Here is a 26,127-nt window from a genome sequence, read left to right as displayed (position 1 = left end):
ATGGCACCGGTCCTGCACATCGACGTGCCCTGGCTGCTCCAGCGTCACGAGGAAGTACTGCCGGAGCAGCCCGTCGTCAACGACTTCTCCGCGCTGGTCGCCGCGGTCGCCCGGCACCGCGTCGACCCGCCCCGCCTCGGCGTGGACTCCGACCCGGCCTGGCGGGCCGCCGCCCTGCTGCACGCCCTCGCCGTGCTCAAGCCGCTTCCCTCGGCCAACGCCCGCTTCGCCTGCGCGACCGCCGTGGCCTACATGTACGCCAGCGATGTCGGCATCGACCCGCCCTACGGCGCCCTGGTCGACCTCGCGCGTGACCTGATGTCCGGCAAGGCCGACGTCTACGGCGCGGCCGACCGGCTCCGTTCCTGGCAGATCTGACCGGTGGACGCGCGGATTAGGCAAGTCGGGCGTACGCGAAGGACCGAAAGCCCGTGTACGGCCCATGAATTCCCCGGAATCTGACCTTCTTTCAAAGAAGGCCCGGGTCTCCCGGTCGCCTTGTTGACCATGAGTGGTTTGTGCGAGAGTGAAGCACCCGTGCGGGGGGTAAAGGCCGGGTCTCGCACGCGCTTTGACGGACCGGGTCCGAATTTCGCCATGGCGAATTCACGCTCCCCCGCCGCGCCGAAAAGGTATACACCATTCGGGTCTCCTTTTCGGCGATCAGGACTTCTGCGTCACCTGCGCGTGGGAAGGAACAGTCTCAGTGCCCACCCCCCACCCCCCTCGGCCCGCGTACCCGCCCTCCGGCGGGGAGTCCGGGGAGTCCGACGAGCTGCTGGCCGCCCGGCTGAGGGACGGCCCGGAGAGCGCCGCCTCCCGGGCGGCGGCGCTGCTGATGGCCCGCCACTGGCAGCCCGCCCACGACTACGCGACCATCTGCCTCGCCACGTCGGCACAGGTCACGGCCATGGTCACCGCCGCCGCCTGGCACCGGGTCCTGGACCGGCTGGCGCACGGGGAACCGGCCACGGCCCTGCGCCCGAGGCTGCTGGTGGCCGTCCGGGACACGGTCCGGCAGTGGTCCGCGGACGAGGGGGTGTCCAGCGTTCTCCCGCACCTGCTCAAACCCGCCGGGGGACGTGGTATGCGGGCGGCGAAGTCCCTGACTCCGGAAAACCGCACCCTGGCCGCGCGGGCATTCGCGTCCCTTCCCGGTCCGGCCCGCTGTTTGCTGTGGCACACGGAGGTCGAGGGTGAGCCCATAAGTGTCCCGGCCGGGCTGCTCGGCATGGACACCGACACCGCGTCGGCCGCCCTCGCACACGCGCGGGAGAAATTCCGCGAGGGTTGTCTGGACGCCCACCGGCAGCTCGCGCCGACCCAGGACTGCCGTTTCCACGGCCGGCTCCTCGACGTCCCCATCCGCCGGGGCGGAGCCCTGCTGCCGGACGTCCGCAAGCACCTGGCGGACTGCAGGCACTGCCGGCACGCGGCCGAACAGCTCGGCCACTTCGAGCGCGGACTGGGCACGTTGATCGCCGAAGCGGTCCTGGGCTGGGGCGCCCGGCGCTATCTCGACTCCCGGCCGGCGCGCGCGACCCTGGGCACCCTCGCCAAGGGCGCCGCACGGCACCGGGGCGGGCGCCCCCGCCTGCTGGCCCGCGTGCCCCTGCCCGTGCGCCGGCTCCCCGGTTGGCCGCGCTCCGGCCGCTCGATGCTGAGGCAGTTCGGCGCCGCGTCCGCCGGGGTGCTGTCCATCGCGCTGGTGGTGAGCGTGTGGTCGTACGACGGCGGTGGCGCCGACCCGGCCGCCTCCACCAGCGCCGTCGGCGGCGACACCGCCGCCTCCGGGACCAGCCGCCCCGAACCGCCGGGCTCGGCGGGACTGCCCACGGCACCGGACCGGACCCGGCTGCGCAACGTCGCCGCGGAACTCTGCCTCGACGTGCGCCGCGAGCCGAAGGCCGGCGCGGGCGTCCGGCTGGCGGCGTGCTCGGACGCGTGGACCCAGCAGTGGACCCACGAGGACGACGGGCTGCTGCGCAGCGTCGCCGACCCGGGGCTCTGCCTGGACTCGCAGGCGGACGCCGGAGTCGTCGTTCTGGGTGCCTGCGCCGACGCCGGCACCGAGCGGGGCGCCGACGTGCGGTACGACCTCACCGGTGAGGAGGAGCTGGTGCCCCGCCGGGACCGGCAGCTCGCCCTCGCCGCCACCTCCACCGCGCCGGACGCCGACGTCGTCGTCAAGGTGCGCGACGGTTCCCCCGGCCAGCGCTGGCGGACCGAGTCGGTGCCGACCGCGGACGCCTCCCTGTCCATCGCCGACACCGGCGCCCCGGACGCGCGGACCGTGGAACTGCCGGGCGGCTGAGGGCCGTACCGGGCCCACGGGCAGGAGGGGTGGGTGGGCCGCAGCGGGGCGGGCTCTCGGCCGCCTCGCTCCACGGAGTCGGTCACCCGGGATGCGCGACGAGGTCGTCGGGGCCCGGGGTGGCCGGTGAGGAGTGCCCCGACAGGGCCAGGGTCAGGTCGAGTTCGGCGAGCAGGCAGCGGATCACGTGCTCGACGCCCGCCTGTCCGTCGAGGCCCAGCCCGTAGACGTAGGGCCGGCCGAGGAGTATCGCGCGCGCCCCGAGCGCCAGCGCCTTGAAGACGTCGTCACCGGTGCGGACACCGCTGTCGAACAGCACGGTCAGCCGGTCGCCGACCGCCTCCACCACCCGCGGCAGCGCGTCGGCCGCCGCGACCGAACCGGCCACCTGACGGCCGCCGTGGTTGGAGACCACCACACCGTCCATCCCCGCGTCGGCCGCCATCCGCGCGTCGTCCGGGTGCAGAACCCCCTTCAGCACGATCGGACCGTCCCAGTTCTCCCGCAGGAACGCCAGATCGGGCCAGGACTTGGCGGGATCGGAGAACATGCCGACGAAGTGCATCACCGCCGCGTTCGGGTCCTCGTGCACCGGCTTCGCCAGACCCGCCCTGAACGCCGGGTCGGAGAAGTAGTTGGCGGTGCCCACCCCGTGCAGGAACGGCAGGTACGCCTGGTCGAGATCGCGCGGCCGCCACGACAGCAGGGGCGTGTCCAACGTGACGAACAGCGCGCTGTACCCGGCCGCCTTCGCACGGCCCAGGAAACTGCGGGCCACCTCCCGGTCCTTGGGCCAGTAGAGCTGGAACCACCGTTCGGCGTCGCCCATCGCCTCGGCGACCTGCTCCATGGGGGTACTCGACGCCGAGGAGAGGACGTACGGCACGCCCTGGGCGGCGGCGGCCCGGGCGGCGGCGGGCTCCGCGTCCGGATGCATGATCGACAGGACCCCGACCGGCGCCAGCGCCAGCGGGGCGGGCAGCGGGCGGCCCAGCACCTCGACCGACAGGTCCCGCTCGTGCACGTCCCGCAGCATGCGCGGCACGATCCGATGCCGGTCCAGGGCCGCCCGGTTGGCGCGGGCGGTGCTGCCGTCCCCCGCGCTCCCCGCGACGTACCCCACGGGACCGGGACCGAGCCGCCGCTCGGCCAGCTCCTCCAGCCGGGTCAGATCGGTGGGCAGGCGCGGTACGGCGCCCGTCATCCCGTTCAGATAGATCTCGTACTGGAAATCCGCCCAGTGCTTCGCCATCCCAGGCTCCCGCCTCTCGTCGTCGAGCTCGCGCCGCCCAGCACCATACCCGCGAGTATGTCGAGGCGGCCCGCCGGGCGAACGGGTCTGTTTCGGGAGTGTTTCAGGCCTATCGGTGAACGCGCGGATCACGCCATCCGGCCAGTTCACGCCTCAATGACCGATCAAGAACCGCCCTGTTCCGGACTTGGAACGTTCGAATTCCGTGACTTCACGCCACTGATTCAATACGCAAGGTTACCGAAACGCATGGGGTCGATATGAGTTTCGGCGACGGACTAGGCAGACTCGCGCTCGCCGTACCGGCACCGACCGAGCCGGGCCGGCATCTCCCTCGAAACGAGCGGAAGGATGCACACAATGCGGAACACCGCGCGCTGGGCAGCGACTCTGGGCCTGACGGCCACCGCCGTCTGCGGGCCCCTCGCCGGGGCCTCACTCGCCTCCCCGGCCACCGCCCCCGCGTCGCTCCACGCCCCCTCGGCCCTCGTGCTGACCATCGGGCACGGAGAGAGCGCTGCCACCGCCGTACCTGTACGCGCGGTCACGTTGACCTGCGCGCCCACGGCCTCCGGAACCCATCCCGCCACGGTCTCGGCCTGTGCCGAACTGCGCGGCGCGGGCGGTGACTTCGACGCCCTGGCGGCGGACACCGGTGTGATGTGCACCCGGGAGTACGCCCCCGTGGTCGTCACCGTCGACGGGGTCTGGCAGGGCCGGCGCCTCTCCTACGAGCGCACCTTCGCCAACGAGTGCGTGAAGAACGCGGGCAGCAACAGCGTCTTCACGTTCTGAGGACCGGGACCGCCCGGCCCGTGCGGCGTGACCGGCGGCTCGCTACTGGGGAGTGCGAGCGCTGCCGTACGGAACGCGCGGTCCCGCACCGGGGACGGCGGACGGAGTGGGGCCGTCCGCCGTTCTCCGCTGTCCGGCGACCGGAGCCGACCGGCCGGTCGTCCGTCGCCGCCCGGTCAGTCCTTCGCCGGCGGCCCTTCGCCGGTGCCGGACGTCCTGGCGCGGTGGCTGGTGTCGCACCAGGGGAAGCGCCGGCTCCGCCGACAGGTGCACAGGGCGACCTGGAAGCGGTCGGAGGACACCGTGGTCCCGTCCTCCAGCTCCACCTCCACCGGGCCCTCCACCAGCAGGGGCCCGCGGCGCTGCACCTTGACCCGGCGCGCGTCACCGGTCGGGCGGGGAGTCTCAGACGGGGAGTTCGGCACGGACGACCACCAGTTCCTCTTCCTTCTCGGCCAGGGACAGCAGCCCGCGCTGCCGCAGCCAGCGCTCGCGGCCACGCACCACGGGCCCGAAGGCGATCCGCTGCCGCCGGGTGACCGCCGCCTTGAGGCCGGCCTCGCGCAGCTGCGTGACGGTCCGCTCGGGATCGCTGAGCGCCGACTGCACCAGCAGCAGCACACCGCCGGGCCGCAGCAGGGCGGGTGCCTCGCGGCAGATCCGGTCCAGGACCAGTCGGCCGTCGTGTCCCGCGTCCCAGGCCCGCGCCGCGCCGCGCGGCGGGCGGCCGCCGCCCGGAGCCGGGACGTACGGGGGGTTGGCCAGCACCAGGTCGAAGGTCTCACCGTGTACGGGCGTGAAGAGGTTGCCGTGCCGGACGCGGATCCGCAGTCCGGCCCGGGCGGCGTTCACCCGGGCCGCACAGACCGCGCGCCACGACACGTCCACCGCGGTCACCCGTGCGCCCCGTCGGGCCGCGGTCAGGGCCAGTGCGCCCGTGCCGGTCCCCACGTCCAGCACGGACGCGGCCGGGGGGAGCGACTCGTCGGACAGCGCCCCGGCCAGCAGGGCGGTGTCCTCCTGAGGGGCGTAGACGCCCGGAAGCACCATAAAGTTCACGGAACCCACGTACCCCGGCAATCACGAAATATGGGAGGTTTCGGAAGGCTCGTGGGGCACCCGGGGCAGCGGGGTGCGCAGGGACGAGCGACCGGCCCGCCAGTCGGCGAGCAGCCGGGCGCCGAAGCGGTCCTCCAGGTGGCCGGTGGCGTCGATGCCGAAGGCGACGTCCGCCGCGAGGTGCGGTTCCTGCTCCAGCAGGCCGTCGATCACCTCGTGCCGGACGATCTGCTCGTGCACCGCGTCGGCCTCGACGTGCTCGTCGTAGAAGTGCTCGGCGGCCGGTCCGGCGCCGGTGCGGCGCATCGCCTCGGCGAGCCGCCGGGAACCCGGCGACGAGGTGATCTCGACCGCCGCGAAATGACCCACCAGAGCGCCGCGCAGGGACCGGTGCAGGCCGAAGAGGGACATCATGTTCACCGTGGCCAGGCACTCGGCGGACGCCGCGTCCAGGTGACGCCCGTACGTGGTGTCCAGACCGAGGTCCGTCATCAGGTCGGCGAAGAGACGGGCGTGCACCCGGTCGGGGCGGCCGCCGCCGTACTCGTCGAACTCCACCGCCGCCATCGCCGCCTTCGCGCGCCCCCACAGCCGCGGCAACACCCAGGCGTGCGGGTCGGCCTCCTTGAGGTGGTACAGGGAGCGCTGGGCCGCGTACTCGCGCAGGTGCCACAGCTCGCCCTCGTCCCGCAGGAAGTGGCTGACGCCCTTGCCGTCGACGGGCTCCACGAGCAGGGCCCCGACCGCGTCCTCCACGGTGTCGTGGACCTGGGTGTCGGCGCGCAGCGCGGACAGGAAGCGGTCCTCCAGCGCGGCACGGGTGCGTAGCAGGTCGGGGTCCCATTCGAGACCGGGGGACACCCCGGCGAAACCCCGGTAGTGCAGCTCGTAGCACTGGTACAGGGCGAGCTGGAGGTCGTCGCCGTAGGCCGGGGCGGCGGCCGCGGCCTCCGGTGCGGGCAGCGGGCCGGCCTCGAGCAGATACGCGCCGACGGCCGCGGAGAGCGGGCCCCGGGCCGTCGGCAACTGTGGTCCTTCGCGGTCGTACTCCATGGCGTCGCGAGTACCCGGCGCTCGCCGTGGCACCCCCGGCGGGACGGAGTTCCGCGTCACTCTCCCTCCGCGTCCTGCTGCGCGGCGGTGTTCGGCGAGGTGGCGTCTCCCGCCTCGCCCCGGCGCGGTTCGTCGTCGGTCTCCGCGTCACGGGGCCTGCCGTCCCGGACCTCGCGCAGGACCTCCTCGACAGCGGTCTCGGGCTGCTCGTGGGCGTGTTCACCGTTGCGGGACACGGGTGTCTCCTCTCCTGGTAGGGGGGTTCCGGCTCGTTGGGTCGTTGGCCTGCTGGTTGCCGGTCGCTCGTGCGGGCGGTGCGGGCGCGTGCCCCTCAGCTCGTGGTGGTCGCGACGTGCAGGGGCACCGGGGCCGGTGCGGTGACCTCGTCGCTGCGCCGGGTCACCTCCGCCCACCAGGACGGCCCGTCCTCGATGTGGCGCAGCAGGATGCCCTCGCGGATCGCCCAGGGACAGAGCGTGACCGTCTCCAGCCCGGTCAGCTTCATCGCGGTGTGGCCGACCACCGCCCCGGCCACGCTCTGGGCCGACCGGGGCGCGGAGATGCCGGGCAGCCGGGCCCGCTCCGCGGCGGTCAGCGCGGCCAGCCGGCCGGCCGCCTCGCCGAGGTCCGAGCAGCGCATCTGCCGCTCCACGAACGGGCCGTGCCGGCCCGGCGACGCCCCGCACAGCCGTCCGAGCTGCTGGAAGGTCCGTGAGGTGGCCGCGGCGGTGCGGGGCCCCTCCCAGCGGATCCGCGCCGCCACGTCCCGCAGCTGATGGCGGACGCTGCGGCGCAGCGCCCGTATCTGCTCCGACGGCACCGCGTCCTCGCCGCCCTCCAGGAACTCGTGGGTCAGCCGCGCCGCGCCGAGGGGGAGTGAGGCCACGAAGTCCGGCAGCCGGCCGCGGCCGAAGGCGACCTCCAGCGAGCCGCCGCCGATGTCGAGCAGGGCGAGCGGACCGGACCGCCAGCCCATCCAGCGTCGGGCCCCCAGGAAGGTCAGCTCCGCCTCCACCTCGCCGGGCAGGGTGCACAGGACGACGCCGGTGCGGTTGCGGACGGTGCGCAGCACCTCGTGGCGGTTGGGCGCGGCACGCACCACCGCGGTCGCGAAGGCCAGCGGACCCGCCGCGCCCCACCGGGCCGCGGTCCTGTTCGCGCCGTCGACCGCCTCCACCAGCCGTTCCACGGCCTCCTCGGGCACCGGTTCCCCCGGCTTGACCTGCTCGGAGAGCCGCAGCCGCCACTTGGCCGTGTGGACCGGCAGGGGGACCCCGCCCTCCGCGTCCGCCACCATGAGCCGGACGGTCTTCGACCCCACGTCCACCACGCTGATACGCATGAGGGCTCAGGTACCCATTAACGCGCCGGTCCAACGGGCGCCGGGGGCGAGGAGGCCGGAAACCCGCGCCGGGCCGTCCGGCCCCCGGTCAGGCCAGCTGCCGCCGCACCAGCTCGTGCAGCCGGCCCCCCGTGTCCGCCAGCAGCTCGGCCGGCGGTCCCTGCTGGGCCACCTTGCCGTCCTCCATCACGATCACGCGGTCGGCGTCCAGCACCGTGGACAGGCGGTGCGCGATGACGACGCGGGAGGCGTTGAGGGCCTTGGTGGACTCGATCACCGTGCGCTGCGTCTCGTTGTCCAGGGCGCTGGTCGCCTCGTCGAAGAAGAGGATGCGCGGCCGGCGGATCAGCGCCTGCGCGATCATCAGCCGCTGCCGCTGCCCGCCCGAGACGGCGCCGCTGCCCGACACGATCGTGTGCAGGCCCATCGGCATCCGCCTGATGTCCTCGGCGAGCCCGGCCATCTCGGCCGCCGCCATCGCCTCCTCCGGCGTATAGGCCTCGGTGCCGCAGATGACGTCCAGGATCGAGCCCGTGAAGGGCTGGGCGTGCTGGAGCACCACCCCGCACTGCCGGCGCACCGCCGACTGGTCCAGGGCGGCGAGGTCCTGCCCGTCGTACAGGACGCTGCCCGACAGCGGCCGGTCGAAGCCGATCAGCAACCTGAGCAGGGTCGACTTGCCGCAGCCGCTGGGACCGACGACCGCCACGAACTCGCCCGGCCGCACCTCGAAGGACACGTCGTCCAGGACCAGCGGCCCGTCGTCGGTGTACCGGAACGACAGCCGCCGCGCCTCGATCGCCCCGGACAGCGGACCCGGCCGGGTGCTGGCCGTGCGGACCTCGGGCGTGGCGTCCAGGACCGGCCTGATCTCCTCGAAGAGCGGCAGCGCGGCCACCGCCGACACGAAGGCGCCGGTCACCTGAGTGACCGAGGTGAGCAGCATCGTCACCGACGCGTTGAAGGTGAGGAACTCGGCCGCGGACATCGAACCGCGCGCCGGACCGGCGAGCAGCATGAACATCAGCAGCGTGCACAGCGGCAGGTACACCGCGCCGAGCACCGCGTTGAGGTTCTTGACCCGCCCCGCCCGCTGCTGGAGCTCACGACTGCGCGCGAACTGCTCGGCCCACGCCGCGTACGCGTAGTTCTCCGCCGCCGCGACCCGCAGCTTGGGAAGCCCGCGCAGGGTCTGGAAGGCCTGGTTGTTCAGCTTGTTGGTGAGCTGGACCAGCCGCCGCTGCCAGCGCACCTGCCAGAGCCCGAGCCCGAGGAAGACGGCGGCGACGACCACCAGCATGCCGATCGCCGCGAGCGCCATCGGCACGCTGTACCAGAGCAGCAGCCCCAGGTTCATCGCCCCGACGGTCACCGACTGCGCCACGGTCGGGCCCACCCCGGCCAGCAGCCGGCGGATGGCGCTGATGCCCATGGCCGCGCTCGCCAGCTCACCCGTGGAGCGCTCGGTGAAGAACGTCGTCGGCAGCCGCAGCAGCCGGTCCCACACGGCCGGCTGGAGGGTCGCCTCGATGCGGCCCTCGAGACGCAGGATGGTGAGGTTCTGCAGGAGCATGAAGGCCGCCGCGACGACGCTGCTCAGCATCACCGCGAGACAGACCTGCACGATGAGCCCGGTCTGCGCCTTCGGCACGAACTCGCCGAGCACCTTGCCGGTGGCGATCGGCACCAGCGCGCCGATCGCCACCGTCACCAGCCCGCTGAGCAGCAGGGCGGTCAGATCACCGCGGGTGCCCCGGAGGCAGAACCGCAGCAGCCGCAGCGGGCTGAGCCGGCGTTCGGGCAGCGGCCGGTAGAACATCACCGCGCGGGGCTCGAACTCCTCCGCGTTCGCCTTCTCGACCGGCGTCTCCCGGCCGGTGGCCGGATGGACGGCCACGTAGCCGCCGCGCCGCCACAAGAGTGCCACCGGCGCGCCGGACAGCGCCCGGTGGCCGACCAGCGGTCCGACGTCGTCCCGCCACCACCGGCCCTCCAGCCTGACGGTCCGGGTGCGCAGGCGCGAGGCGACGGCGACCCGCTCCACCGGGTCGATCCGGTCGCTGCCGGTGTCGCTCCGCGCGGGCTCGGCGAGCGGGATGCCGGCGGCACGGGCGACCAGCTGGCAGGCCGCGTACGTGGCGTCGGCGTCGGCGGCCGTGGCGCGCTGCCCCGACGGCTTGCCGATGGAGGCCAGCAACGTCCGGTCGGCCTGGGCGCGCACCGCCTCGCCGGCCTTGATGCCGGCCGCCGTGCGGGTCTCGTGGGTGCGCTCCAGCTGTTCGATCCAGCGGTCCAGCGTGGTCAGCAGCCGGTACTGCTGGTCGACCATGCTCTGCCACAGCGCCGGGTCCATCAGCAGGTCGGCGGCGGCCTCGTCGCCGTACACCGCGCCGTACTGCACGCTGCCCGGCGGGACCTGCATCCAGAACACGTCGTCGTCCGAGGGCGCCGCGGTCCGTTCGTCGGCCATCGGCGCCTGGAAGAGGACGGTCAGGCCGCGGCCCACCCCGAGGGCGAGGGCGTACTCCAGCGGGCTCGTCGTCGGCGGAACGTACTGGGGGTTGCCGTACTCGTCGTACGACCACGTCTGCGTGTGCGCCGGCTGGTACAGCTCGCGCAGGCCGATGCGGTGCACCACGCAGTCCCGCAGTGGACGCGCGACCAGGGTGTGCTGGGGCCCGGTGACCGGCCCGAGCAGCACCGAGCCCGCCTCCAGGCGGCCCAGGTGGTGCCAGTGCCCCTGCTGCCCGGCGTCCACCGCGAACAGGTCCACCGCGCCGGACGCCACCAGCCACAGCACCTGCGGGCCCTCCAGGTCGAGGCGGCCGAACCCGGCGCAGTCGACGCGCGTGCCCAGTGAGCCGAGCGCCCCGAGGACGACGTCGCCCTGTCCTTCGTGCACCGCTGTCATCTCACCGCTCCCTGACCAGCGCCGCGTACGCGCCGCCGTGCGCCACCAGCTCTTCGTGCCGTCCGCGCTCCACGACCGTGCCGTGGGCCAGGACGACGATCTCGTCGCTGTCCCGCACGGTGCTCAGCCGGTGCGCGATCACCACGCAGGCGCAGCCGCGCCGGCGCAGGTTGTCCATGACGACCTGCTCGGTCTCCGCGTCGAGCGCGCTGGTCACCTCGTCGAGGACGAGGATGCTGGGCCGGCGCACCAGGGCCCGCGCGATCTCCAGGCGCTGACGCTGCCCGCCGGAGAAGTTCCGGCCGTCCTGCTCGACCCGGCTGTGGATGCCGCCCGGACGGCGCGTCACCACGTCGTACAGGGCAGCGTCCCGGAGCGCGTCCACCACGGCGTCGTCCGGGACCGACGGGTCCCACAGCGCCACGTTGTCGCGGACGGAACCCTCGAAGAGGAACACGTCCTGGTCGACGAAGGAGACGGAGGACGCCAGGGCCCCGCGCGGAATGTCCTCGATGCGCTGCCCGTCGACGCGGATCACCCCGTCCCACGGGGTGTAGAGCCCCGAGATCAGCCGGGAGACCGTCGACTTGCCGCTGCCCGAGCCGCCGACGAGGGCCACCTGCTGCCCCGGCCCGACGGTCAGGTCGAAGCCGCTGAGGAGGGGCTTGTCGAGGGGGTTGTAGCCGAAGGAGATGTTCTGCAGCTCGACATGTCCGTGCAGCCGGCGCGTCGAGTCGACCCCGCCGGGGCGGTCGTAGAGCGGGTCCGTGCGGAAGTTCTCCACGTCCTTCAGCCGGGCCACGTCGGCCGCGAAGTCCTGGATGCGGCCCGCGACGCCGTTGAGCCGGGTCAGCGGGGCGGTGAAGCGGACCACCAGTGCCTGGAAGGCGACCAGCAGGCCCACCGAGATGTGCCCCTCCACGGCGCGCATGCCGCCGATCCACAGGATCAGCGCGCTGTTGAGCGTCGCGAGCGTCGGCGCGACCACGCCCAGCCAGGCACTCGGCACGCCGAGCCGCTGCTGTTCCTCCAGCGTGGTGGCGTGCTGCCCCGCCCACTTGCGGAAGTAGCCGTCCTCCCCGCCGGTCGCCTTCATCGTCTCGATCAGCTGGAGGCCGGTGTACGCGGTGTTGGTCAGCCGCGCCGTGTCCGCCCGCAGCTTCGCCGTACGCGTCGCGCGCAGCCGGATGACGATCCGCATGGCGAGGATGTTGAGCAGGGCCACGCCGATGCCCACGAAGGTGAGCTGCGGGTCGTACGTGTACAGCAGTACGGCGTAGAGCACGACGACGATCGCGTCGACGCCCGCGGCGGCGAGGTCGCGGGCCAGCGTCTCGGCCACCGCGTCGTTGGACTGGAGGCGCTGCACCAGGTCGGCGGGGCTGCGCTGGGAGAAGAAGGTCACCGGCAGCCGCAGCAGGTGGCGCAGGAAGCGGGCGCTGGAGAGGGTGGAGGAGATGATGCGGCCGTGCAGCAGGTTGGCCTGCTGGAGCCAGGTCAGCACCACGGTGAGCAGGACGCAGGCGGCCATCGACGTGAAGAGCACGCCCAGCAGCGAGGTCTGCCCCCCGATCAGGAACATGTCGATGTAGGTGCGGCTGAGCGCGGGCACCGCGGCGCCCACCGCCACCAGCAGCAGACTCGCCAGCACCGCCGCCGGCAGGGTGCCCGCGGTGCCGCGCAGCCGGGCGGGCATCGCGCCGAGCACGCCGGGCTTGCGCCCGCCCCGGGTGAAGCCGTCGCCGGGCTCCATGGTCAGGACGACGCCGGTGAAGCTGGTGTCGAAGTCCTCCAGGGTCACGAAGCGGCGGCCCTTGCCCGGGTCGTTGATGAACACCCCGCGGCGGCCGAACCGCCGGCCCACGCCGTCGTAGACGACGTAGTGGTTGAACTCCCAGAAGAGGATGGCCGGTGCCGTCACCTCGGCGAGGGCGGCCAGGTCCATCTGCATGCCCTTGGCGGTGAAGCCGTAACCGCGGGCCGCCTTCAGCAGGTTGCTCGCCCGCGAGCCGTCCCGGGAGACGCCGCAGGCGATGCGCAGCTCCTCCAGCGGGACGTGCCGGCCGTAGTGGCCGAGCACCATGGCGAGGGAGGCCGCGCCGCACTCCACGGCCTCCATCTGGAGCACGGTCGGGGTGCGGACGGTCCTCGCCCGGCCGCGGCTGGGCACCTTGCGCTGCGGCGGGGCGGCGCGGCGTCTGCCCCGGGTCTCCTGTGCGGTGGTCACGGCAGCAGCCAATCGAGGGGACGCTCGTCGGCCAGCCGGACGGAACCCGAGGCCATGGTCATGGAGGTCAGGCCGAAGGGCGGCCCGTCCGCGGACGACCACGCGTAGCCGCTCCGCGTGGACTTCGAGGTGGTCAGCCGGACCGTCACGGCCACCGGCCTGCCCTTCTTGGTGAACTGCTCGCCGAGCTGGCTGTCGCCGAGGAAGGCGGAGATGGTCTGCGCCGACTGGGCCGAGCGGTCCACGGACTGCACCTTCCCGTGCAGTACGCCGTACTGCTGGGCGGGGACGGACTGGACGGTCAGGTCGACTGAGGCGTGTGCGGGGATGGCGGCGGCCTTCTCGGCGGGGACGTAGACGGTGGCGTAGAGCGGGTCGCCGGCGTGGGCGACCTTCTCGACCGAGGCGACGTTCGCACCGGTCTGGATGATCTGGCCGACGGTGGCGGCGAGCGCGCTGACCCGGCCGGCGTCGACGGTGCGGACCACGCTCTCGCCGTCGGTGGTGCGGACCTTCAGCACGGGCGAGTCGGCGGGCAACCGCTCGCCCTGGCGCGCGAGGACCGCGGTGACCTGGCCGGACACCGGGCTCTGCAGGAGGTAACTGCCCTGTCCGTGGGTGAGGATCGCGGGCGCCTCGACGGTGGAGGTCACCGAGCCGCCCACCGCCCACACACACGCGGCGGCCATCGCGACGAGGGTCACGGACAGCACCACCCAGCCCTGCGGGCGGGCGAAGCGCACCGGGAGGTCGAGCTCCTCCGGTGACTGGAGTTTGGCGAGGGCCTGTTGGCGGAACTGCACGTCGGACGTATCCCAGGGTTTTCCGGCGAAGCCACGGAGCGAGCCGTGGACGGAGCCACGGAGCGAGCCGTGGAGGGAGCCACGGAAGCCGTGGAGGAACGGCCGAAAAGCCCCGGAGCCTGGGTGGCTCCGGGACTCAGCGGCACAGAGGCGCGATCAGAGACCGGCGACCAGGTTGGTGACCGGGGCCGTGTTCAGGCCGGTGACGCCCTCGACGGTGCCGATCGCGGTGTTGAGCAGGCCCGAGACCGGGGCGATGCCGTCCACCAGGCCGGTGACGGTGCCGACGGCGTTCACGGACAGACCGCCGGAGACGTTGTCGAGCTCGGCGTCGGAGATCTCGACGGTCTCAACCTGGGGGGTGGAGTTCATGATGGAACTTCCCTTCGTATAGCCATTTCACAAGGGGGGAGCGGCCCCCCTCTGGGGACAGATGACGGCCGCGACCGCGGGCGCCGGGCGCCCCTTTCCGGAGCCCTCCGCGGCCCCCGCGGTGCGATGGATCAAAGCACGCGGCCGGTCCGCGGTTCCACTCAATCACCCCCTCCCACCTGGGCACTTGCGGGGCTTGGGCAACCATCCGTGCAGGGACGCGCACGCCTTCGCGGCCACTTCTTCACACGGCCCGCGACATCGGCCCCCGCGAGCCCTTGCCCAGGGGCGGTGAATCCGGCACTTCGGTCCCGGGGGCGCGCCGGGCGCGGTGCGCTTGTGCAGATCCCCCAGTGGGGGTGACCGGGTTGGGCATGCGATGTGCAGATTCGCTGAAGCCGGGATTCCGCTCCCTGATCGGAACGGACCGTCGCCACCCGGTCGCGGAGCGTGTCGTTCCGGCGTGTTTGAACGGCCCGTCGGGCCCGTGCGTACCAACAGCCGTCCAGGCGCCCCCCCCCGACAGCTGCCGGACCGGCGGCACGGACCCCGTCCCAGGAGGTCGAGAAGGTTGAGTCACAAGCGAATCCCGAAGCGCAGGGCAGCGCTCGCGGCAGGCGGCGTGGTGGCGCTCGGCGCGGCCGCCTTCCTGCTGCCGAACGCCAACGCCTCGCAGGACGGCGGATCCGCCGGCGGCACGGCGGCGCCGAGGACCCTCAAGGCGGCGGACGCGTCGGATCTCGCCTCACAACTCGCCGGCCTGCTCGGCGACGCCTTCGCGGGCTCCTACTACGACGCCGGCGAGCAGCAGCTCGTCGTCAACGTCGTGCCCGGCGACAACAACCAGGTCATCGTGGAGGCGAGGAAGGCGGGCGCGGACGTCCGCGAGGTCGACAACAGCATGGGCGAGCTGCGCGGTGGCGCGCGGACCCTGAAGTCCGAGGCGAGCGTCCCGGGCACCGCGTGGGCGATCGACCCGCGCACCAACAAGATCCTGGTGACCGCCGACAGCACCGTCACCGGCGCCGCGTGGGACCGGCTGGAGTCCACCGTCGAGGGTCTCGGATCCGGCATGGCGACCATCCGGAAGTCCGCCGGCACCTTCAAGACCTTCGCCTCGGGCGGGGACGCCGTCTTCGGCGGCGGCGCGCGCTGCTCCCTCGGCTTCAACGTCACCGCGGGCGACGGCGCGCCCGCCTTCCTGACGGCCGGTCACTGCGGTGTCGCGGACGACCAGTGGTCCGACGCGCAGGGCGGACAGCCGATCGCCACCGTCGACCAGGCGGTCTTCCCCGGCGAGGGCGACTTCGCGCTCGTGCGGTACGACGACCCGGCGACCGAGGCGCCGAGCGAGGTGAACCTCGGCGACCAGACCGTCCCGATCAGCCGGGCCGCCGAGGCGACGGTCGGTCAGCAGGTCTTCCGCATGGGCAGTACGACCGGACTGGCCGACGGCCAGGTCCTCGGCCTGGACGCCACCGTCAACTACCCGGAGGGCACGGTCACCGGCCTCATCCAGACCGACGTGTGCGCCGAACCGGGCGACAGCGGTGGCTCCCTGTTCACCCAGGACGGTCTCGCGATCGGGCTGACCTCCGGCGGCAGCGGTGACTGCGCCGTCGGCGGCGAGACCTTCTTCCAGCCGGTCACCACCGCCCTGGAGGCGGTCGGCGCCACCCTGGGCGGCGACGCGCCCGGCGCGGGCGAGCAGGCGGGCGGCGAGCAGGCCGGTGCGGAAGAGGGCGGCGGGGCCGGTGACGCCGTCGGCGGTGGCGACCAGGCCGGCGGCGGACAGGCCGGTGACGACGCCGGTGCGGGCGCGGGCGACGTCGGTGACGGCACGGGCGCCGGCCACGAGAACGGCTCCGGATCGACGGGCTGACCGTCCGGCGCGAACGCCTCGTGACCGCGGGGCGACTCACGCACCCGGCCGGCTCCTGAATGGACGGCCGGCGGTGGGCGGCCCGCTCCTCCGGCGGGAGGGACGGACCGCCGCCCGCCGGCACCGTCACCCGAGCGGCCGAGCCGAAGGCCGGGGGAGCGGGGCGCCGGGCCGGCCCCGGCCGGACGGCCACCGGGGTGGAGCCCCGCCTCCCGCCGGAAACACCCGTCCCGTCCCGGCCGAGACCCGCGGCCCCGACGGCCCTCCCCGCGAACCCCGCCTCAGCCCCGCGCCCGGAGCAGCATCAGGGCGATGTCGTCGAGGCGTTCCTCCGCACCGGCCACGTCGCGCACCAGGTGGTCGGCGAGCGCGTCCAGCGGCAGGCCGCCGGCATCGGCCAGGCGGTGCCCCAGGTCGGCGAGGGCGTCCTCGAAGTCCGTGCCGGGGGACTCCACCAGGCCGTCCGTGTACAGGGCCAGCAGGGAGCCGGGCGCCAGGTCGATCTCCGTGCACGGGTACGCGGCCGAGGGGTCGATGCCGAGCAGGGGCCCGCCGGCGACGTCCAGCACCTCCACCCGCCCGTCCGGACGGCGCAGCAGCGGCGGCGGATGTCCCGCGCGGGCCAGCGTCGCCCGACCGCGGGCCGGGTCGAGCCGCAGGTACAGACAGCTGGCGAACAGCTCGGTGCCCAGGTCGATCAGCAGCCGGTTGGTGCTGCGTACGACCTCCTCGGGTGCCTGGCCGACGGCCGTGTACGCGCGGACCGCGGTACGCACCTGCCCCATCAGCCCGGCCGCCGTCACGTTGTGCCCCTGGACGTCCCCGATCACCGCCACCGGCCCGCCCCCCGCCGGCACCAGGTCGTAGAAGTCGCCGCCGATGTCCATGCCCCGGGTGGCCGGCAGATAGCGGGCCGCGGCCTCGACACCGGGCAGGGCGGGCAGCGTGTGCGGCAGCAGGGCGTCCTGCAACCCGTGCGCGAGGCGGTACTTGGCGTCGTAGACCAGGGCGCGGTCCAGGGCCTGCGCGACCAGCCCGGCCAGGCTGGTCAGGATCGCCCGCTCCTCCGTGGTGAAGGAGTGCGGTCGCGCGTAGGCGAGGACGCAGGTGCCCACCGGCCGCCCGGAGGCGATCAGCGGCAGGAACGCCCAGGCCGCGAACCCGTCGTGGGTGCCCCGTCGCGCCGGGTACAGACGCTCCAGCTGCTCCCAGGACTCGAAGAACGCGGGCACCCCCGTCCGCAGGACCTGCGCGCCCGGGATCGCCTCGGTGAGCGGGGTCCCGTCGAAGCGTTCCGCGGCGTGCGGGTCCGGATAACCGCGGTGCCCGAGGACGTGCAGCCGCCCGGCCCGTGAGCCGAGGACGACCAGGCCCTGGCTGCCCACGGTCGGCGCGATCTCGTCGGCGATCAACTGCACCACGTCGCGCACCCCCACCGCCTCGGACAGCGCGCCGGTGAGGCTGACCACCTGGGAGATCGTCACGAGCCGGCGCGGGACGGCCCCCTCCGGCGCCGCCCCGGCCGGTCCCGGCCGCGACACCCCCCGGGCCCGGCTGATGCGCACGCTGAGTCCGGTCCGGGTCGGATAGAGGCGGAACGAGAGCCAGTCGCCGGGCGGACGCAGCGCGACGAAGGAGGTGGTGTGCTGACTGAGCAGCGCGGCCCGGTACCGGTCCTCGTACACCGGGTCGTTGAGCCAGGGCACCGACGTCCACAGCTGGGTGCCGATCAGCTGCCCGACCGGTACGCCCATGAGTTCGGCGGCGGCCGGGTTGGCGAACCCCACCCGGCCGTGCAGGTCCAGGGAACACAGCCCGTACGGCAGCCGCCCCACCATCCGCACGGCCTCCAGCGAACCCAGCGTGCCGGGCGCGCCGCCGACCACCGGGGCGGCCAGCAGATCGGGCTCCGGGTGCACGGGCACGCTCGCCGCGGCCGCCCGCTCCAGCCGCACCGCGAGCCGCTCGCAGGCCGCGGTCAGCTGCCGGTGCTCCCGCTCCGACAGCTCCGTGGAACGTGCACCGGGCCAGGTCAGGAACACCGCACCGTACGCCGCGGTCCCGGTCGCGACGGGCAGCGCGATCATGGCGAACGGATAGGGCAGGACCACCGCGACCCGGGGGTAGCGCCGCGCCATCTCCTCCTCGTCGCCGACCCAGACCGTCCGCCGCTCACGCACCGCGTCCGCCACGGGCACCGGCGCGTGCAGCGTCACCCGTTCCCAGGGCGCCGCGAAGGCCCTCGGCAGGCCCGCCATCACCGCCATCTCCAGCACCGGCGGATCGGCGCCGAGCAGGTAGACCGCCCCGGAGTGCGCGTGGACGGCCTCCATCATCGAGGCCAGCGCCAGGGACAGCACCGGATGGCCGCCCGGCGCGCTCTCGGCGCCGGGCGCCGCGGCGGAGGGCTGATCGTCGGCCACGCCGACCACCTCCTCGCACGCCCGTGCACGGCAACCCCCGGATTCAAATCTCCTCCCCGCGGGCCCGCCGCGCACGGCGAGCACGGCCCCGGCGGGTCCCGGCGCGTGCGGCCGGCCCCGGCGCCCACCTCTCCCGCGTCGGGCGGGGCGCCCGGAGGGCCCGCCCGTGCCCCGTTCCTCCGGTTCCCCGCGCACAGGGGCTGCGCTGATGTCCCATAAGCGCTGTAATGGCGGCGTGGTCGGTGAGGGCGCTGTGGGACGCGGATCGAGGACGCTGCGTGCCGAGGGTGCCCTGAGGGCGATCGCCTCCGCCCCGGACACCGGCGAGCGGCTGCGCCGGGTCCTGGAGCAGGCACTGGTCTTCGCGGGCGCCTCCTTCGCCGCCCTCTACACGCCCGGCGGCAACCGCGAGCTGCTGTGCCTGGCCGAGTCGGCCGGCGTGCCCCGGACCCTGTACGGCGTACGCGACGGCTACCCCGCGGCCGGGGGCTCCCCGGTCGCCGACGCCCACCGCGGCGGCACACCCGTGTGGCTCGGCCCCGAGGAGTTCGCCGGATCGGCCGAGTCGCGGCACGTGCCGTCGAGCGGCTTCTCCCTGGCCGCCCTCCCCGTGCACGGGAACGACGGCGGCTGTCTGCTCGCCCTGACCGAACGCCCGGACGGTTTCGACGCCGAGGACCGGGCCTGCCTGGAACTGGTCGCCGGTGCCGTCCCCTGCCCCGCCCCGGCCGCGGCCCCCGAGGGCGAGGAGCTGCGGCCCGGGGCCTTCACCCTCGCCATGGACACCGGCCGGGTCGAGGTCGGCGACGACATCCTGCGCCTGTTCGGCCTCGCGCCCGGCGAGTTCGACGGCAAGGTGGAGACGCTGCTCGCCCTGACCGTGCCCGAGGACCTGCCCTCGCTGATGTCGGTGACGGAGGCCGACCACCTGTCCATCGGCGAACGCGAGCTGGAGTTCCGGGCGCTCCAGCCCACCGGCCCACCGAAATGGCTGAGGTTGAGCGGACGCCTGCTGCCCGGGGGAGAGGGCCGCCCGGCCCGTCTCGCCGGCACCGTCGTCGACGCCTCCACCCTGCGCCCCGACGTGACCGACGTGGCCCGGGTCCAGCGGCTGGCCGCCGCGCTGGCCACCGCGGGCACCGTCCGCGACGTCAGCCAGGCCGTGGTCGCCGCGCTGCGCAGGCCGCTGCGCGCCGACCGGATCGCGCTGGCCGAGCTGGAGAACGACCGGCTCGTCGTCACCGTCCTCGACCCGCCCGAGCCCGAGTCCTGGCCCGAGCTGTGGCGGCTGGAGTGGCGCACCGAGTGGCCCGACGCGCCGGTACGGGCCATGCCCACCCTCGCCGCCGCGCTGCGCGAGGGCCGCGCCCGGATCTGGCCCGCCGGCACCGGCGAGCTGGAGCCGGCCCTCGCCGACGTCGGCCCCGGGGGCCTGGCCGTACTGCCGCTGCCCGCCGGCGGCCGGATGGCCGGCGCCTGCCTGATCGGATGGGACACCCCGCACGACTTCGGCCCCGACGAACGCGCCCTGCTCACCGCCTCCGCCGGCCTGGCCGGGCAGGCCCTGATGCGCGCCCACGCCTTCGACGCCGAACACGAACTGGTCGGCATGCTCCAGCGCCAGCTGCTGCCGCGCCGCCTGCCGAAGCTGCCCGGCGCGGTCGCCGTCGCCCGCTACCTGCCCAGCACGGCCGGACTGGAGCTGGGCGGCGACTGGTACGACGTGATCCCGCTGCCCGACCACCACGTCGCCCTCGTCATCGGCGACGTCCAGGGCCACAGCGCCGCCGCGGCCACCCTCATGGGCCAGATGCGCACCGCCCTGCGCGCCTACGCCGTCGAGGGCCACCCGCCGGACGTGGTGGTCTCCCACGCCAACCGGCTGCTCATGGACATGGAGACCGACCTCTTCGCCACCTGCGTCTACGTCGACCTCGACATGGAGGAGGGCTCGGCCTGGTGCGTCCGGGCCGGACACCCCCCGCCGGTGCTGCGCCACTCCGACGGCACGACGGAGATCGCGGAGACGGAGGGCGGCCCGCCGCTGGGCGTGGTGACACAGGCCGACTTCCCGATGAGCCCGCTGCGGCTGCGGCCCGGCACGCTGATCGCCCTCACCACGGACGGGCTCGTGGAGTCCGCCGACGCGGACATCGACGAGGGCATGGACCGCTTCGCGCACGCCCTGGCCGGGTCCGATCCCACCCACCTCGGTCTGGTCGCCGACGCCCTGCTCGGCAACGCCCGCCGCAGCGACGACGTCGCCCTGCTGCTGGTGCGCTACGACGGCATGGCGGTGCGCCCCCTGCGGGAGAGCTGGTCGGTGTGGCGGCTGCCCGAGGCGGTGCGGCACGCCCGCCGCTTCACCCGGCGCGTCCTGCGCTCCTGGGGCGTGCCGGACGACGACATCGACGGCGTCCTCCTCGTCGTCTCCGAACTCGTCACCAACGCCCTCGTGCACACCGACGGCCAGGTCCGTCTCGACCTGACCCTGATCAACGGCAGGCTGCGCGTCGCGGTCGCCGACGCCTCGCCCCGTACGCCCGTCAAACCGACCAGCATCGGCTGGGAGGCCACCGGGGGACGGGGCATCCTCCTCGTCGAGGCGATGTCGGCGACCTGGGGGACGCTGCCGGTCAGCGGGGGCAAGCAGGTGTGGAGCGAGATCCCCCTGCGACGCGCTCCCGCCCAGGGGGCGCCCCGCGCACCGGCGACCGGTGTTTCCCCGGGGCACGCCCGGGGACCCGCAGGGTGACGGTCCTCCTGGACGCCGACCGGAACAGAAGGAAGATGATGCACCCATGACCACCGAAACCGGCGACAAACCCGTCGTCCGCCGTCTGGAGACGGGGTGGTCGACGGCCCGACGCCTCAGAGGCCGGGGCGCGGTACGCACCTGGATACCGGCCGTCGAGGACGACGGCGCGACGCGCGCACCGCGGCCGGGACAGGAGTCGAACATCGTCAGGGGCGAGGACTGACCCCGCCCCGGGGGCGGCAGCATCCGCCCGGCGCGCCGGCCAAGGAGCCGGCGCGGTGCGCGTCCGGGCCGCCCGCGGTCCACCGCGGGGCACGCGGCTGAGGGCCACCGAGCGGCGCGGGTGACGTCGGCGGGCGGCGTACCGCGGATCAGCAGTGCGTCTTGGCCAGCAGTTCCAGGATCTCGTCCGTGGTACCGGTCTCGCCGAGGCGCGGGAAGATCCGCTCGACGCTGTTCCGGTGCGCTTCGGCGTCCATGTCGCTCATGGCGTCGGTGGCGAGGGTGACGTGGTAACCGTGCTCGTGCGCGGCGCGGGCGGTCGACTCCACGCCGATGCTCGTGGCGATGCCGGTGAGCACGATCTGGGTCACCCCCCGGCGGCGCAGCCGGACGTCGAGCCCGGTGCCGTGGAAGGCGCCCCAGTTGCGCTTGGTGACGGTGAGGTCGCCGGGGTGACCGGCGAGTTCGTCGACGACGACGTCCCAGCCCTCGGGCCGGGGGCCGCCCGCGCCACCGGCCTCCGTACGGCCGGGTACGGCGTCCGCCCCGTCGGCGGCGAAGGAGACCCGTACCAGGACCACGGGCAGGTCCCGGGCGCGGAACGCCTCGGCCAGCCGGGCGCTGCGGGCGACGACCTCGGCACTGCCGTACGGGGCGGTGGGCGCGGCGACGATGCCGGCCTGGAGGTCGATCACGACGAGGGCGGTGCGGGGATCGAGGGAGGTGACTGCCATGAGGTGGTGCCTTTCAGGTGGATCGAGAAGCGCCGGCATCCGGCCGGGTGAGCCGGTCCAGCAGGGCGAGCGCTCGCAGGACCGTGTCCCGTTCCTCCGCGGTGCACCGGTCCTGGAAGGCCCGGGCCAGCCACTCCTCGCGTACCTGCCGGTCGCCCTCCATGCGGGCGCGGCCGGCCTCGGTGAGTGTGACCAGCTGCCGGCGGCCGTCCTCGGGATCGGGGCTGCGGCGGATCAGACCGTGCCGGTCCAGGGCGGCCAGCGTGGCCGCCATCGACTGCGGGCGCACCCCCTCGGCGGACGCCAGCGCACTGGCGGTCGCCGCGCCGTGCTTGCCGACCAGGGTGAGCGCCGACACCTGGGGCGGCGTCAGGTCCTCGTCCCGGGCGACCTCCCGGATGCGGCGCCGCAGCCTGCTGAAGACCACGCGCAGCTCGTGCGCGGCTCGGGCGGCGGTGTCGGAGACGTCCTCCCCGGTGCCGACGGCACCGGGCCCGGGACCGCCTCCGGCGGCATGCGCGTCCATGCCCTCACCCTAAAACCGACAGGGAGGACTGTCCAGTTCGGACTGCGCAGTTCTGCCTGGCCATCGTCCGCGGGGCCACCGGCGCCCGTCCGCCCGTAGGCTGGAGGCGTGCGCCTGCTGCTCATGTCCGACACCCACCTGCCGAAGCGGGCCAAGGAACTGCCCGCGAGGCTGCTGGCGGAGATCCCGCGCGCCGACGTCGTCGTGCACGCGGGGGACTGGGTCGACACCGACACCCTCGACCTGCTGGAGAGCCGCAGCAGGCGACTCGTCGGTGTGTACGGCAACAACGACGGACCGGACCTGCGGTCCCGGCTGCCCGAGGTGGCCCGGATCGAAATCGGAGGTCTGCGTCTCGGCGTCGTCCACGAGACCGGCGCAGCCCAGGGCCGCGAGGCACGCTGCGCCGCCCGCTTCCCGGACTTCGACGTCCTGGTCTTCGGGCACAGCCACATCCCCTGGGACACCACCGCCGGGACCGGCCTGCGCCTGCTCAACCCGGGGTCGCCGACCGACCGGCGACGGCAGCCGTTCTGCACCTACATGACGGCCGGGGTCACCGGCGGCAGGCTCCAGGACGTCGAACTGCACCGGCTGCCGAGACGGTAGGACCGCCGGCTACTCGTCCCAGGCCTGGATGGTGGTCTGCTCCACGATCTCGCCGTCCCGCAGCGACAGCATCGACTCCGCCAGCACCCGCACGCCGTCCGGGTACGTGCACTCCTCGGCGAAGGCGACCTGGTCGCCCTGGACGACGCACCGCGCCAGCCGGTGCGTCATGTCGCGGGTGTAGACGTCGTCGAGCATCCCGGCGATCTCGTCCCGGCCGCGCAGCACCTTGGGGCGGCTGGGCTGGTCGTACCGGTCGACGACGCGCACCTCGGCGTCCTTCGCGTAGAGCGACACCAGAGGGGCCGCCGTGTCTCCCTCGATGCCCCGGCGCAGGGCTTCGACGTCGAAACCGGAGCTTGCGTGGGTACCCATGACGTCCTCCTCCGCAGTCCGGCCCGCCCGCGGAGGGACGAGCCACCGGGCCCCCTCCTCCTAGCCCCCTCCTTCGAGCCTCCTCCGTCCGGGGGCCCGCGGCAACGCGGCCGGGTCACTGGTCCTGACGGGTGAGCGGGACCAGCCGCCCGTGTCCGCCACCGGCCCGCCGGCGTTGCACCGGGCATGATCTCAACACGACGTATCGTCGCCGCTGTCGGGCTCGCCGCCGGTGTGACCGGCCTCGCCGCGCCCATGGCGAGCGCGGCCGACGGGGGCGCGCCGGGCGCCGACAAGCTCAGCGTGCTGAAGACGCTGGACTCGCTCGCGGTGAGCGACGTGCCCGCCGAGGACCGGGCCGAGCTGCCGCGGCCCTCCCAGCAGCTGCACCGGCTCCAGGACCTCAACCAGCTCCAGCAGGTCACCGGCCTGGTCTCCCCGGTCTTCGGCGTCGTCCCCGCCCTGGGCTGACGACCGGACCGCACCCGCCGTCGAGGGCCGCCCGGCAACGGGCGGCCCTCACACGTGGGCGACGGCGGGCGCGCCCGCCGTCGCCGCGGCGCCGACGTGCGTACGCCGTCGTGGCACCCCTCGCCGACCGGTTGCGCGTAGGGTCGGACGGAACGTGGAACGGCCGAGGAAGGGGTTCACAGACCATGGCGCAGGAAGTACGCGGCGTGATCGCACCGGGCAAGGACGAACCGGTGCGGATCGAGACGATCGTCGTGCCCGACCCAGGCCCGGGCGAGGCCGTGGTCAGTATCCAGGCCTGCGGGGTGTGCCACACCGACCTGCACTACAAACAGGGCGGCATCAGCGAGGAGTTCCCCTTCCTGCTCGGACACGAGGCGGCGGGCGTCGTGGAGTCGGTCGGCGCGGGCGTCACCGACGTGGCGCCCGGCGACTTCGTCATCCTCAACTGGCGTGCCGTGTGCGGGAAGTGCCGGGCCTGTCTGCGCGGGCGGCCCTGGTACTGCTTCGACACCCACAACGCCGAGCAGAAGATGACCCTCGCCTCGACCGGCCAGGAACTCTCCCCGGCCCTCGGCATCGGCGCCTTCGCCGAGAAGACGCTGGTCGCCGCCGGGCAGTGCACCAAGGTCGACCCGGGCGTCCCGGCACAGGTGGCCGGCCTGCTGGGCTGCGGGGTGATGGCCGGCATCGGCGCCGCCATCAACACCGGGAACGTCGGCCGTGGCGACACGGTCGCCGTCATCGGCTGCGGCGGCGTCGGCGACGCGGCGATCGCCGGTTCCCACCTCGCCGGGGCCGCGAAGGTCATCGCCGTGGACATCGACGACCGCAAGCTGGAGACCGCCCGGGGCATGGGCGCCACCCACACCGTCAACTCGCGTGAGACCGACCCCGTCGAGGCGATCCGCGAACTGACCGGCGGCTTCGGCGCCGACGTCGTCATCGAGGCGGTCGGCCGCCCGGAGACCTACCGGCAGGCCTTCTACGCCCGCGACCTGGCCGGCACCGTCGTCCTGGTCGGCGTACCGACCCCCGAGATGAAGCTGGAACTGCCCCTGCTCGACGTCTTCGGGCGCGGCGGGTCGCTGAAGTCGTCCTGGTACGGGGACTGCCTGCCCTCCCGGGACTTCCCGATGCTCGTCGACCTCCATCTCCAGGGCCGCCTGGACCTGGACAAGTTCGTCACCGAGACCATCCGGCTCGACGAGGTGGAGCAGGCCTTCGACCGGATGCACGCCGGTGACGTGCTGCGTTCGGTGGTGGTGCTGTGATGGTCGCCCGCATCGAACGCCTCGTCACCTCCGGGCAGTTCAGCCTCGACGGCGGTACCTGGGACGTCGACAACAACGTCTGGCTCGTCGGCGACGACCACGAGGTGATCGTCATCGACGCCGCCCACGACGCCGACGCCATCGCGGAGGCCGTCGGGGACCGGCGGCTCACCGCCATCGTGTGCACCCACGCCCACAACGACCACGTCAACGCCGCGCCCGCCCTGGCCGAGCGCACCGGCGCCACCATCTGGCTGCACCGGGACGACCTGCCGCTGTGGCGGCAGACCCACCCCGACCGGGACCCCGACGCCTGGCTCTCCGACGAGCAGGTCATCGAGGCCGCCGGCGCCGACCTCACCGTCCTGCACACCCCCGGGCACGCCCCCGGCGCGGTCTGCCTGTACGACCCGGGCCTGGGCGCCGTGTTCACCGGCGACACCCTCTTCCACGGCGGCCCCGGTGCCACCGGACGCTCGTACTCCCACTTCCCGACCATCATCGACTCGATCCGCGACCGGCTGCTCGTGCTCCCGCCCGCGACCAAGGTCCTCACCGGCCACGGCGACCCGACCAGCGTGGGCGCCGAGGCACCGCACCTGGAGGAGTGGATCGCCCGCGGGCACTGATCCGTCCAGCTGGGACGGGGGAGCCCGGCGAGCGGTCCGCGGTAAGTACGGGACACGCGTAAAAGGTGACAGGAGTTGTCCGGCTTCCACGGCACT

Annotated in this window: 24 protein-coding genes; 10 read left to right on the top strand and 14 right to left on the bottom strand. The window is 73.9% G+C overall.

Annotation, left to right across the window (positions count from 1 at the left end; genetic code table 11):
• Both ACZ6EG_RS23525 and ACZ6EG_RS23520 read left to right on the top strand, forming a co-directional pair.
• Positions 1–378 (top strand): toxin Doc, encoded by a 378-nt coding sequence (locus tag ACZ6EG_RS23525; protein ID WP_356605024.1) that lies wholly within the window; start codon positions 1–3, stop codon positions 376–378.
• Between the two features lie 328 nt (positions 379–706).
• Complete coding sequence (locus tag ACZ6EG_RS23520; protein WP_391970660.1) at positions 707–2,314, top strand: RICIN domain-containing protein; 1,608 nt, start codon at positions 707–709, stop codon at positions 2,312–2,314.
• Between the two features lie 82 nt (positions 2,315–2,396).
• On the opposite strand, the gene ACZ6EG_RS23515 is transcribed toward ACZ6EG_RS23520, so the two are convergent.
• The gene (locus ACZ6EG_RS23515; RefSeq protein ID WP_391970659.1) at positions 2,397–3,566 is read right to left on the bottom strand and encodes a lactate 2-monooxygenase; all 1,170 of its coding nucleotides are present in this window, start codon (positions 3,564–3,566) and stop codon (positions 2,397–2,399) included.
• A 360-nt stretch (positions 3,567–3,926) separates the two neighbouring features.
• Here ACZ6EG_RS23515 and ACZ6EG_RS23510 point away from each other — a divergent pair, with 360 nt between their 5' ends.
• Positions 3,927–4,361, top strand: coding sequence for a protease inhibitor (locus ACZ6EG_RS23510; protein WP_356605018.1), 435 nt, complete (start codon positions 3,927–3,929; stop codon positions 4,359–4,361).
• A 176-nt stretch (positions 4,362–4,537) separates the two neighbouring features.
• Here ACZ6EG_RS23510 and ACZ6EG_RS23505 read toward each other — a convergent pair whose 3' ends face one another.
• The 9 genes from ACZ6EG_RS23505 to ACZ6EG_RS23465 form a co-directional block, all read right to left on the bottom strand.
• Positions 4,538–4,786, bottom strand: a complete 249-nt coding sequence (locus ACZ6EG_RS23505) for a CDGSH iron-sulfur domain-containing protein (RefSeq protein WP_391970658.1) — start codon at positions 4,784–4,786, stop codon at positions 4,538–4,540.
• Positions 4,767–5,411 carry a HemK2/MTQ2 family protein methyltransferase gene (locus ACZ6EG_RS23500; protein WP_391970657.1) on the bottom strand — a complete coding sequence of 215 codons (645 nt, stop codon included), beginning with the start codon at positions 5,409–5,411 and terminating at the stop codon, positions 4,767–4,769. The genes ACZ6EG_RS23505 and ACZ6EG_RS23500 overlap by 20 nt, the downstream gene beginning before the upstream one ends.
• 30 nt (positions 5,412–5,441) lie before the next feature.
• Positions 5,442–6,473: an iron-containing redox enzyme family protein gene (locus ACZ6EG_RS23495; protein WP_391970656.1), complete on the bottom strand. Its 1,032-nt coding sequence runs from the start codon at positions 6,471–6,473 to the stop codon at positions 5,442–5,444.
• Between the two features lie 56 nt (positions 6,474–6,529).
• Positions 6,530–6,709, bottom strand: coding sequence for a hypothetical protein (locus ACZ6EG_RS23490; RefSeq protein ID WP_391970655.1), 180 nt, complete (start codon positions 6,707–6,709; stop codon positions 6,530–6,532).
• Between the two features lie 95 nt (positions 6,710–6,804).
• On the bottom strand, positions 6,805–7,815 hold the full coding sequence (locus ACZ6EG_RS23485) for a Ppx/GppA family phosphatase (RefSeq protein WP_391970654.1): 1,011 nt from the start codon (positions 7,813–7,815) through the stop codon (positions 6,805–6,807).
• A gap of 88 nt (positions 7,816–7,903) precedes the next feature.
• Positions 7,904–10,726, bottom strand: coding sequence for an NHLP bacteriocin export ABC transporter permease/ATPase subunit (locus ACZ6EG_RS23480; RefSeq protein ID WP_391970653.1), 2,823 nt, complete (start codon positions 10,724–10,726; stop codon positions 7,904–7,906).
• A 1-nt stretch (position 10,727) separates the two neighbouring features.
• Positions 10,728–12,953, bottom strand: coding sequence for an NHLP family bacteriocin export ABC transporter peptidase/permease/ATPase subunit (locus ACZ6EG_RS23475; protein ID WP_469607245.1), 2,226 nt, complete (start codon positions 12,951–12,953; stop codon positions 10,728–10,730).
• A complete protein-coding gene (locus ACZ6EG_RS23470; RefSeq protein WP_469607242.1) occupies positions 12,950–13,756 on the bottom strand; it encodes a hypothetical protein in 807 nt (268 codons plus the stop codon). The genes ACZ6EG_RS23475 and ACZ6EG_RS23470 overlap by 4 nt, the downstream gene beginning before the upstream one ends.
• 156 nt (positions 13,757–13,912) lie before the next feature.
• Positions 13,913–14,128, bottom strand: a complete 216-nt coding sequence (locus tag ACZ6EG_RS23465) for a type A2 lantipeptide (protein WP_311574573.1) — start codon at positions 14,126–14,128, stop codon at positions 13,913–13,915.
• 571 nt (positions 14,129–14,699) lie between these two features.
• Between ACZ6EG_RS23465 and ACZ6EG_RS23460 the strand changes: the two genes are divergently transcribed.
• Positions 14,700–16,010, top strand: coding sequence for a S1 family peptidase (locus ACZ6EG_RS23460; RefSeq protein WP_469607239.1), 1,311 nt, complete (start codon positions 14,700–14,702; stop codon positions 16,008–16,010).
• Between the two features lie 281 nt (positions 16,011–16,291).
• Here the strand turns inward: ACZ6EG_RS23460 and ACZ6EG_RS23455 are convergent, their stop codons facing one another.
• Entirely contained in the window at positions 16,292–18,442 is a 2,151-nt protein-coding gene (locus ACZ6EG_RS23455; protein WP_391970649.1) for a SpoIIE family protein phosphatase, read from the bottom strand.
• 199 nt (positions 18,443–18,641) lie between these two features.
• Between ACZ6EG_RS23455 and ACZ6EG_RS23450 the strand changes: the two genes are divergently transcribed.
• Both ACZ6EG_RS23450 and ACZ6EG_RS23445 read left to right on the top strand, forming a co-directional pair.
• The gene (locus ACZ6EG_RS23450) at positions 18,642–21,188 is read left to right on the top strand and encodes a SpoIIE family protein phosphatase (RefSeq protein ID WP_469607236.1); all 2,547 of its coding nucleotides are present in this window, start codon (positions 18,642–18,644) and stop codon (positions 21,186–21,188) included.
• A 46-nt stretch (positions 21,189–21,234) separates the two neighbouring features.
• Positions 21,235–21,414 carry a hypothetical protein gene (locus tag ACZ6EG_RS23445; RefSeq protein ID WP_469607233.1) on the top strand — a complete coding sequence of 60 codons (180 nt, stop codon included), beginning with the start codon at positions 21,235–21,237 and terminating at the stop codon, positions 21,412–21,414.
• A gap of 148 nt (positions 21,415–21,562) precedes the next feature.
• On the opposite strand, the gene ACZ6EG_RS23440 is transcribed toward ACZ6EG_RS23445, so the two are convergent.
• Positions 21,563–22,147 (bottom strand): hydrolase, encoded by a 585-nt coding sequence (locus ACZ6EG_RS23440; protein WP_391970646.1) that lies wholly within the window; start codon positions 22,145–22,147, stop codon positions 21,563–21,565.
• Between the two features lie 13 nt (positions 22,148–22,160).
• Entirely contained in the window at positions 22,161–22,673 is a 513-nt protein-coding gene (locus ACZ6EG_RS23435) for a MarR family winged helix-turn-helix transcriptional regulator (RefSeq protein WP_391970645.1), read from the bottom strand.
• 108 nt (positions 22,674–22,781) lie between these two features.
• Here ACZ6EG_RS23435 and ACZ6EG_RS23430 point away from each other — a divergent pair, with 108 nt between their 5' ends.
• Positions 22,782–23,282, top strand: a complete 501-nt coding sequence (locus ACZ6EG_RS23430; protein WP_469607230.1) for a metallophosphoesterase family protein — start codon at positions 22,782–22,784, stop codon at positions 23,280–23,282.
• A gap of 9 nt (positions 23,283–23,291) precedes the next feature.
• Here ACZ6EG_RS23430 and ACZ6EG_RS23425 read toward each other — a convergent pair whose 3' ends face one another.
• Positions 23,292–23,657, bottom strand: a complete 366-nt coding sequence (locus ACZ6EG_RS23425; protein WP_391970643.1) for a nuclear transport factor 2 family protein — start codon at positions 23,655–23,657, stop codon at positions 23,292–23,294.
• Positions 23,658–23,843: 186 nt separating this feature from the next.
• Here ACZ6EG_RS23425 and ACZ6EG_RS23420 point away from each other — a divergent pair, with 186 nt between their 5' ends.
• From ACZ6EG_RS23420 to ACZ6EG_RS23410, 3 genes are all read left to right on the top strand, one after another.
• Entirely contained in the window at positions 23,844–24,128 is a 285-nt protein-coding gene (locus ACZ6EG_RS23420; protein WP_356604975.1) for a hypothetical protein, read from the top strand.
• 185 nt (positions 24,129–24,313) lie between these two features.
• Positions 24,314–25,402 carry an S-(hydroxymethyl)mycothiol dehydrogenase gene (locus ACZ6EG_RS23415; protein WP_391970642.1) on the top strand — a complete coding sequence of 363 codons (1,089 nt, stop codon included), beginning with the start codon at positions 24,314–24,316 and terminating at the stop codon, positions 25,400–25,402.
• On the top strand, positions 25,402–26,031 hold the full coding sequence (locus tag ACZ6EG_RS23410; RefSeq protein ID WP_391970641.1) for an MBL fold metallo-hydrolase: 630 nt from the start codon (positions 25,402–25,404) through the stop codon (positions 26,029–26,031). Before ACZ6EG_RS23415 ends, ACZ6EG_RS23410 begins: the two co-directional genes overlap by 1 nt.
• Positions 26,032–26,127 lie beyond the last annotated feature (96 nt).

The organism is Streptomyces sp. NPDC041968, assembly GCF_055589025.1.
The sequence above is the reverse complement of the archived record's forward strand: the minus strand, read 5'-3'. Positions and strand labels throughout refer to the sequence as shown.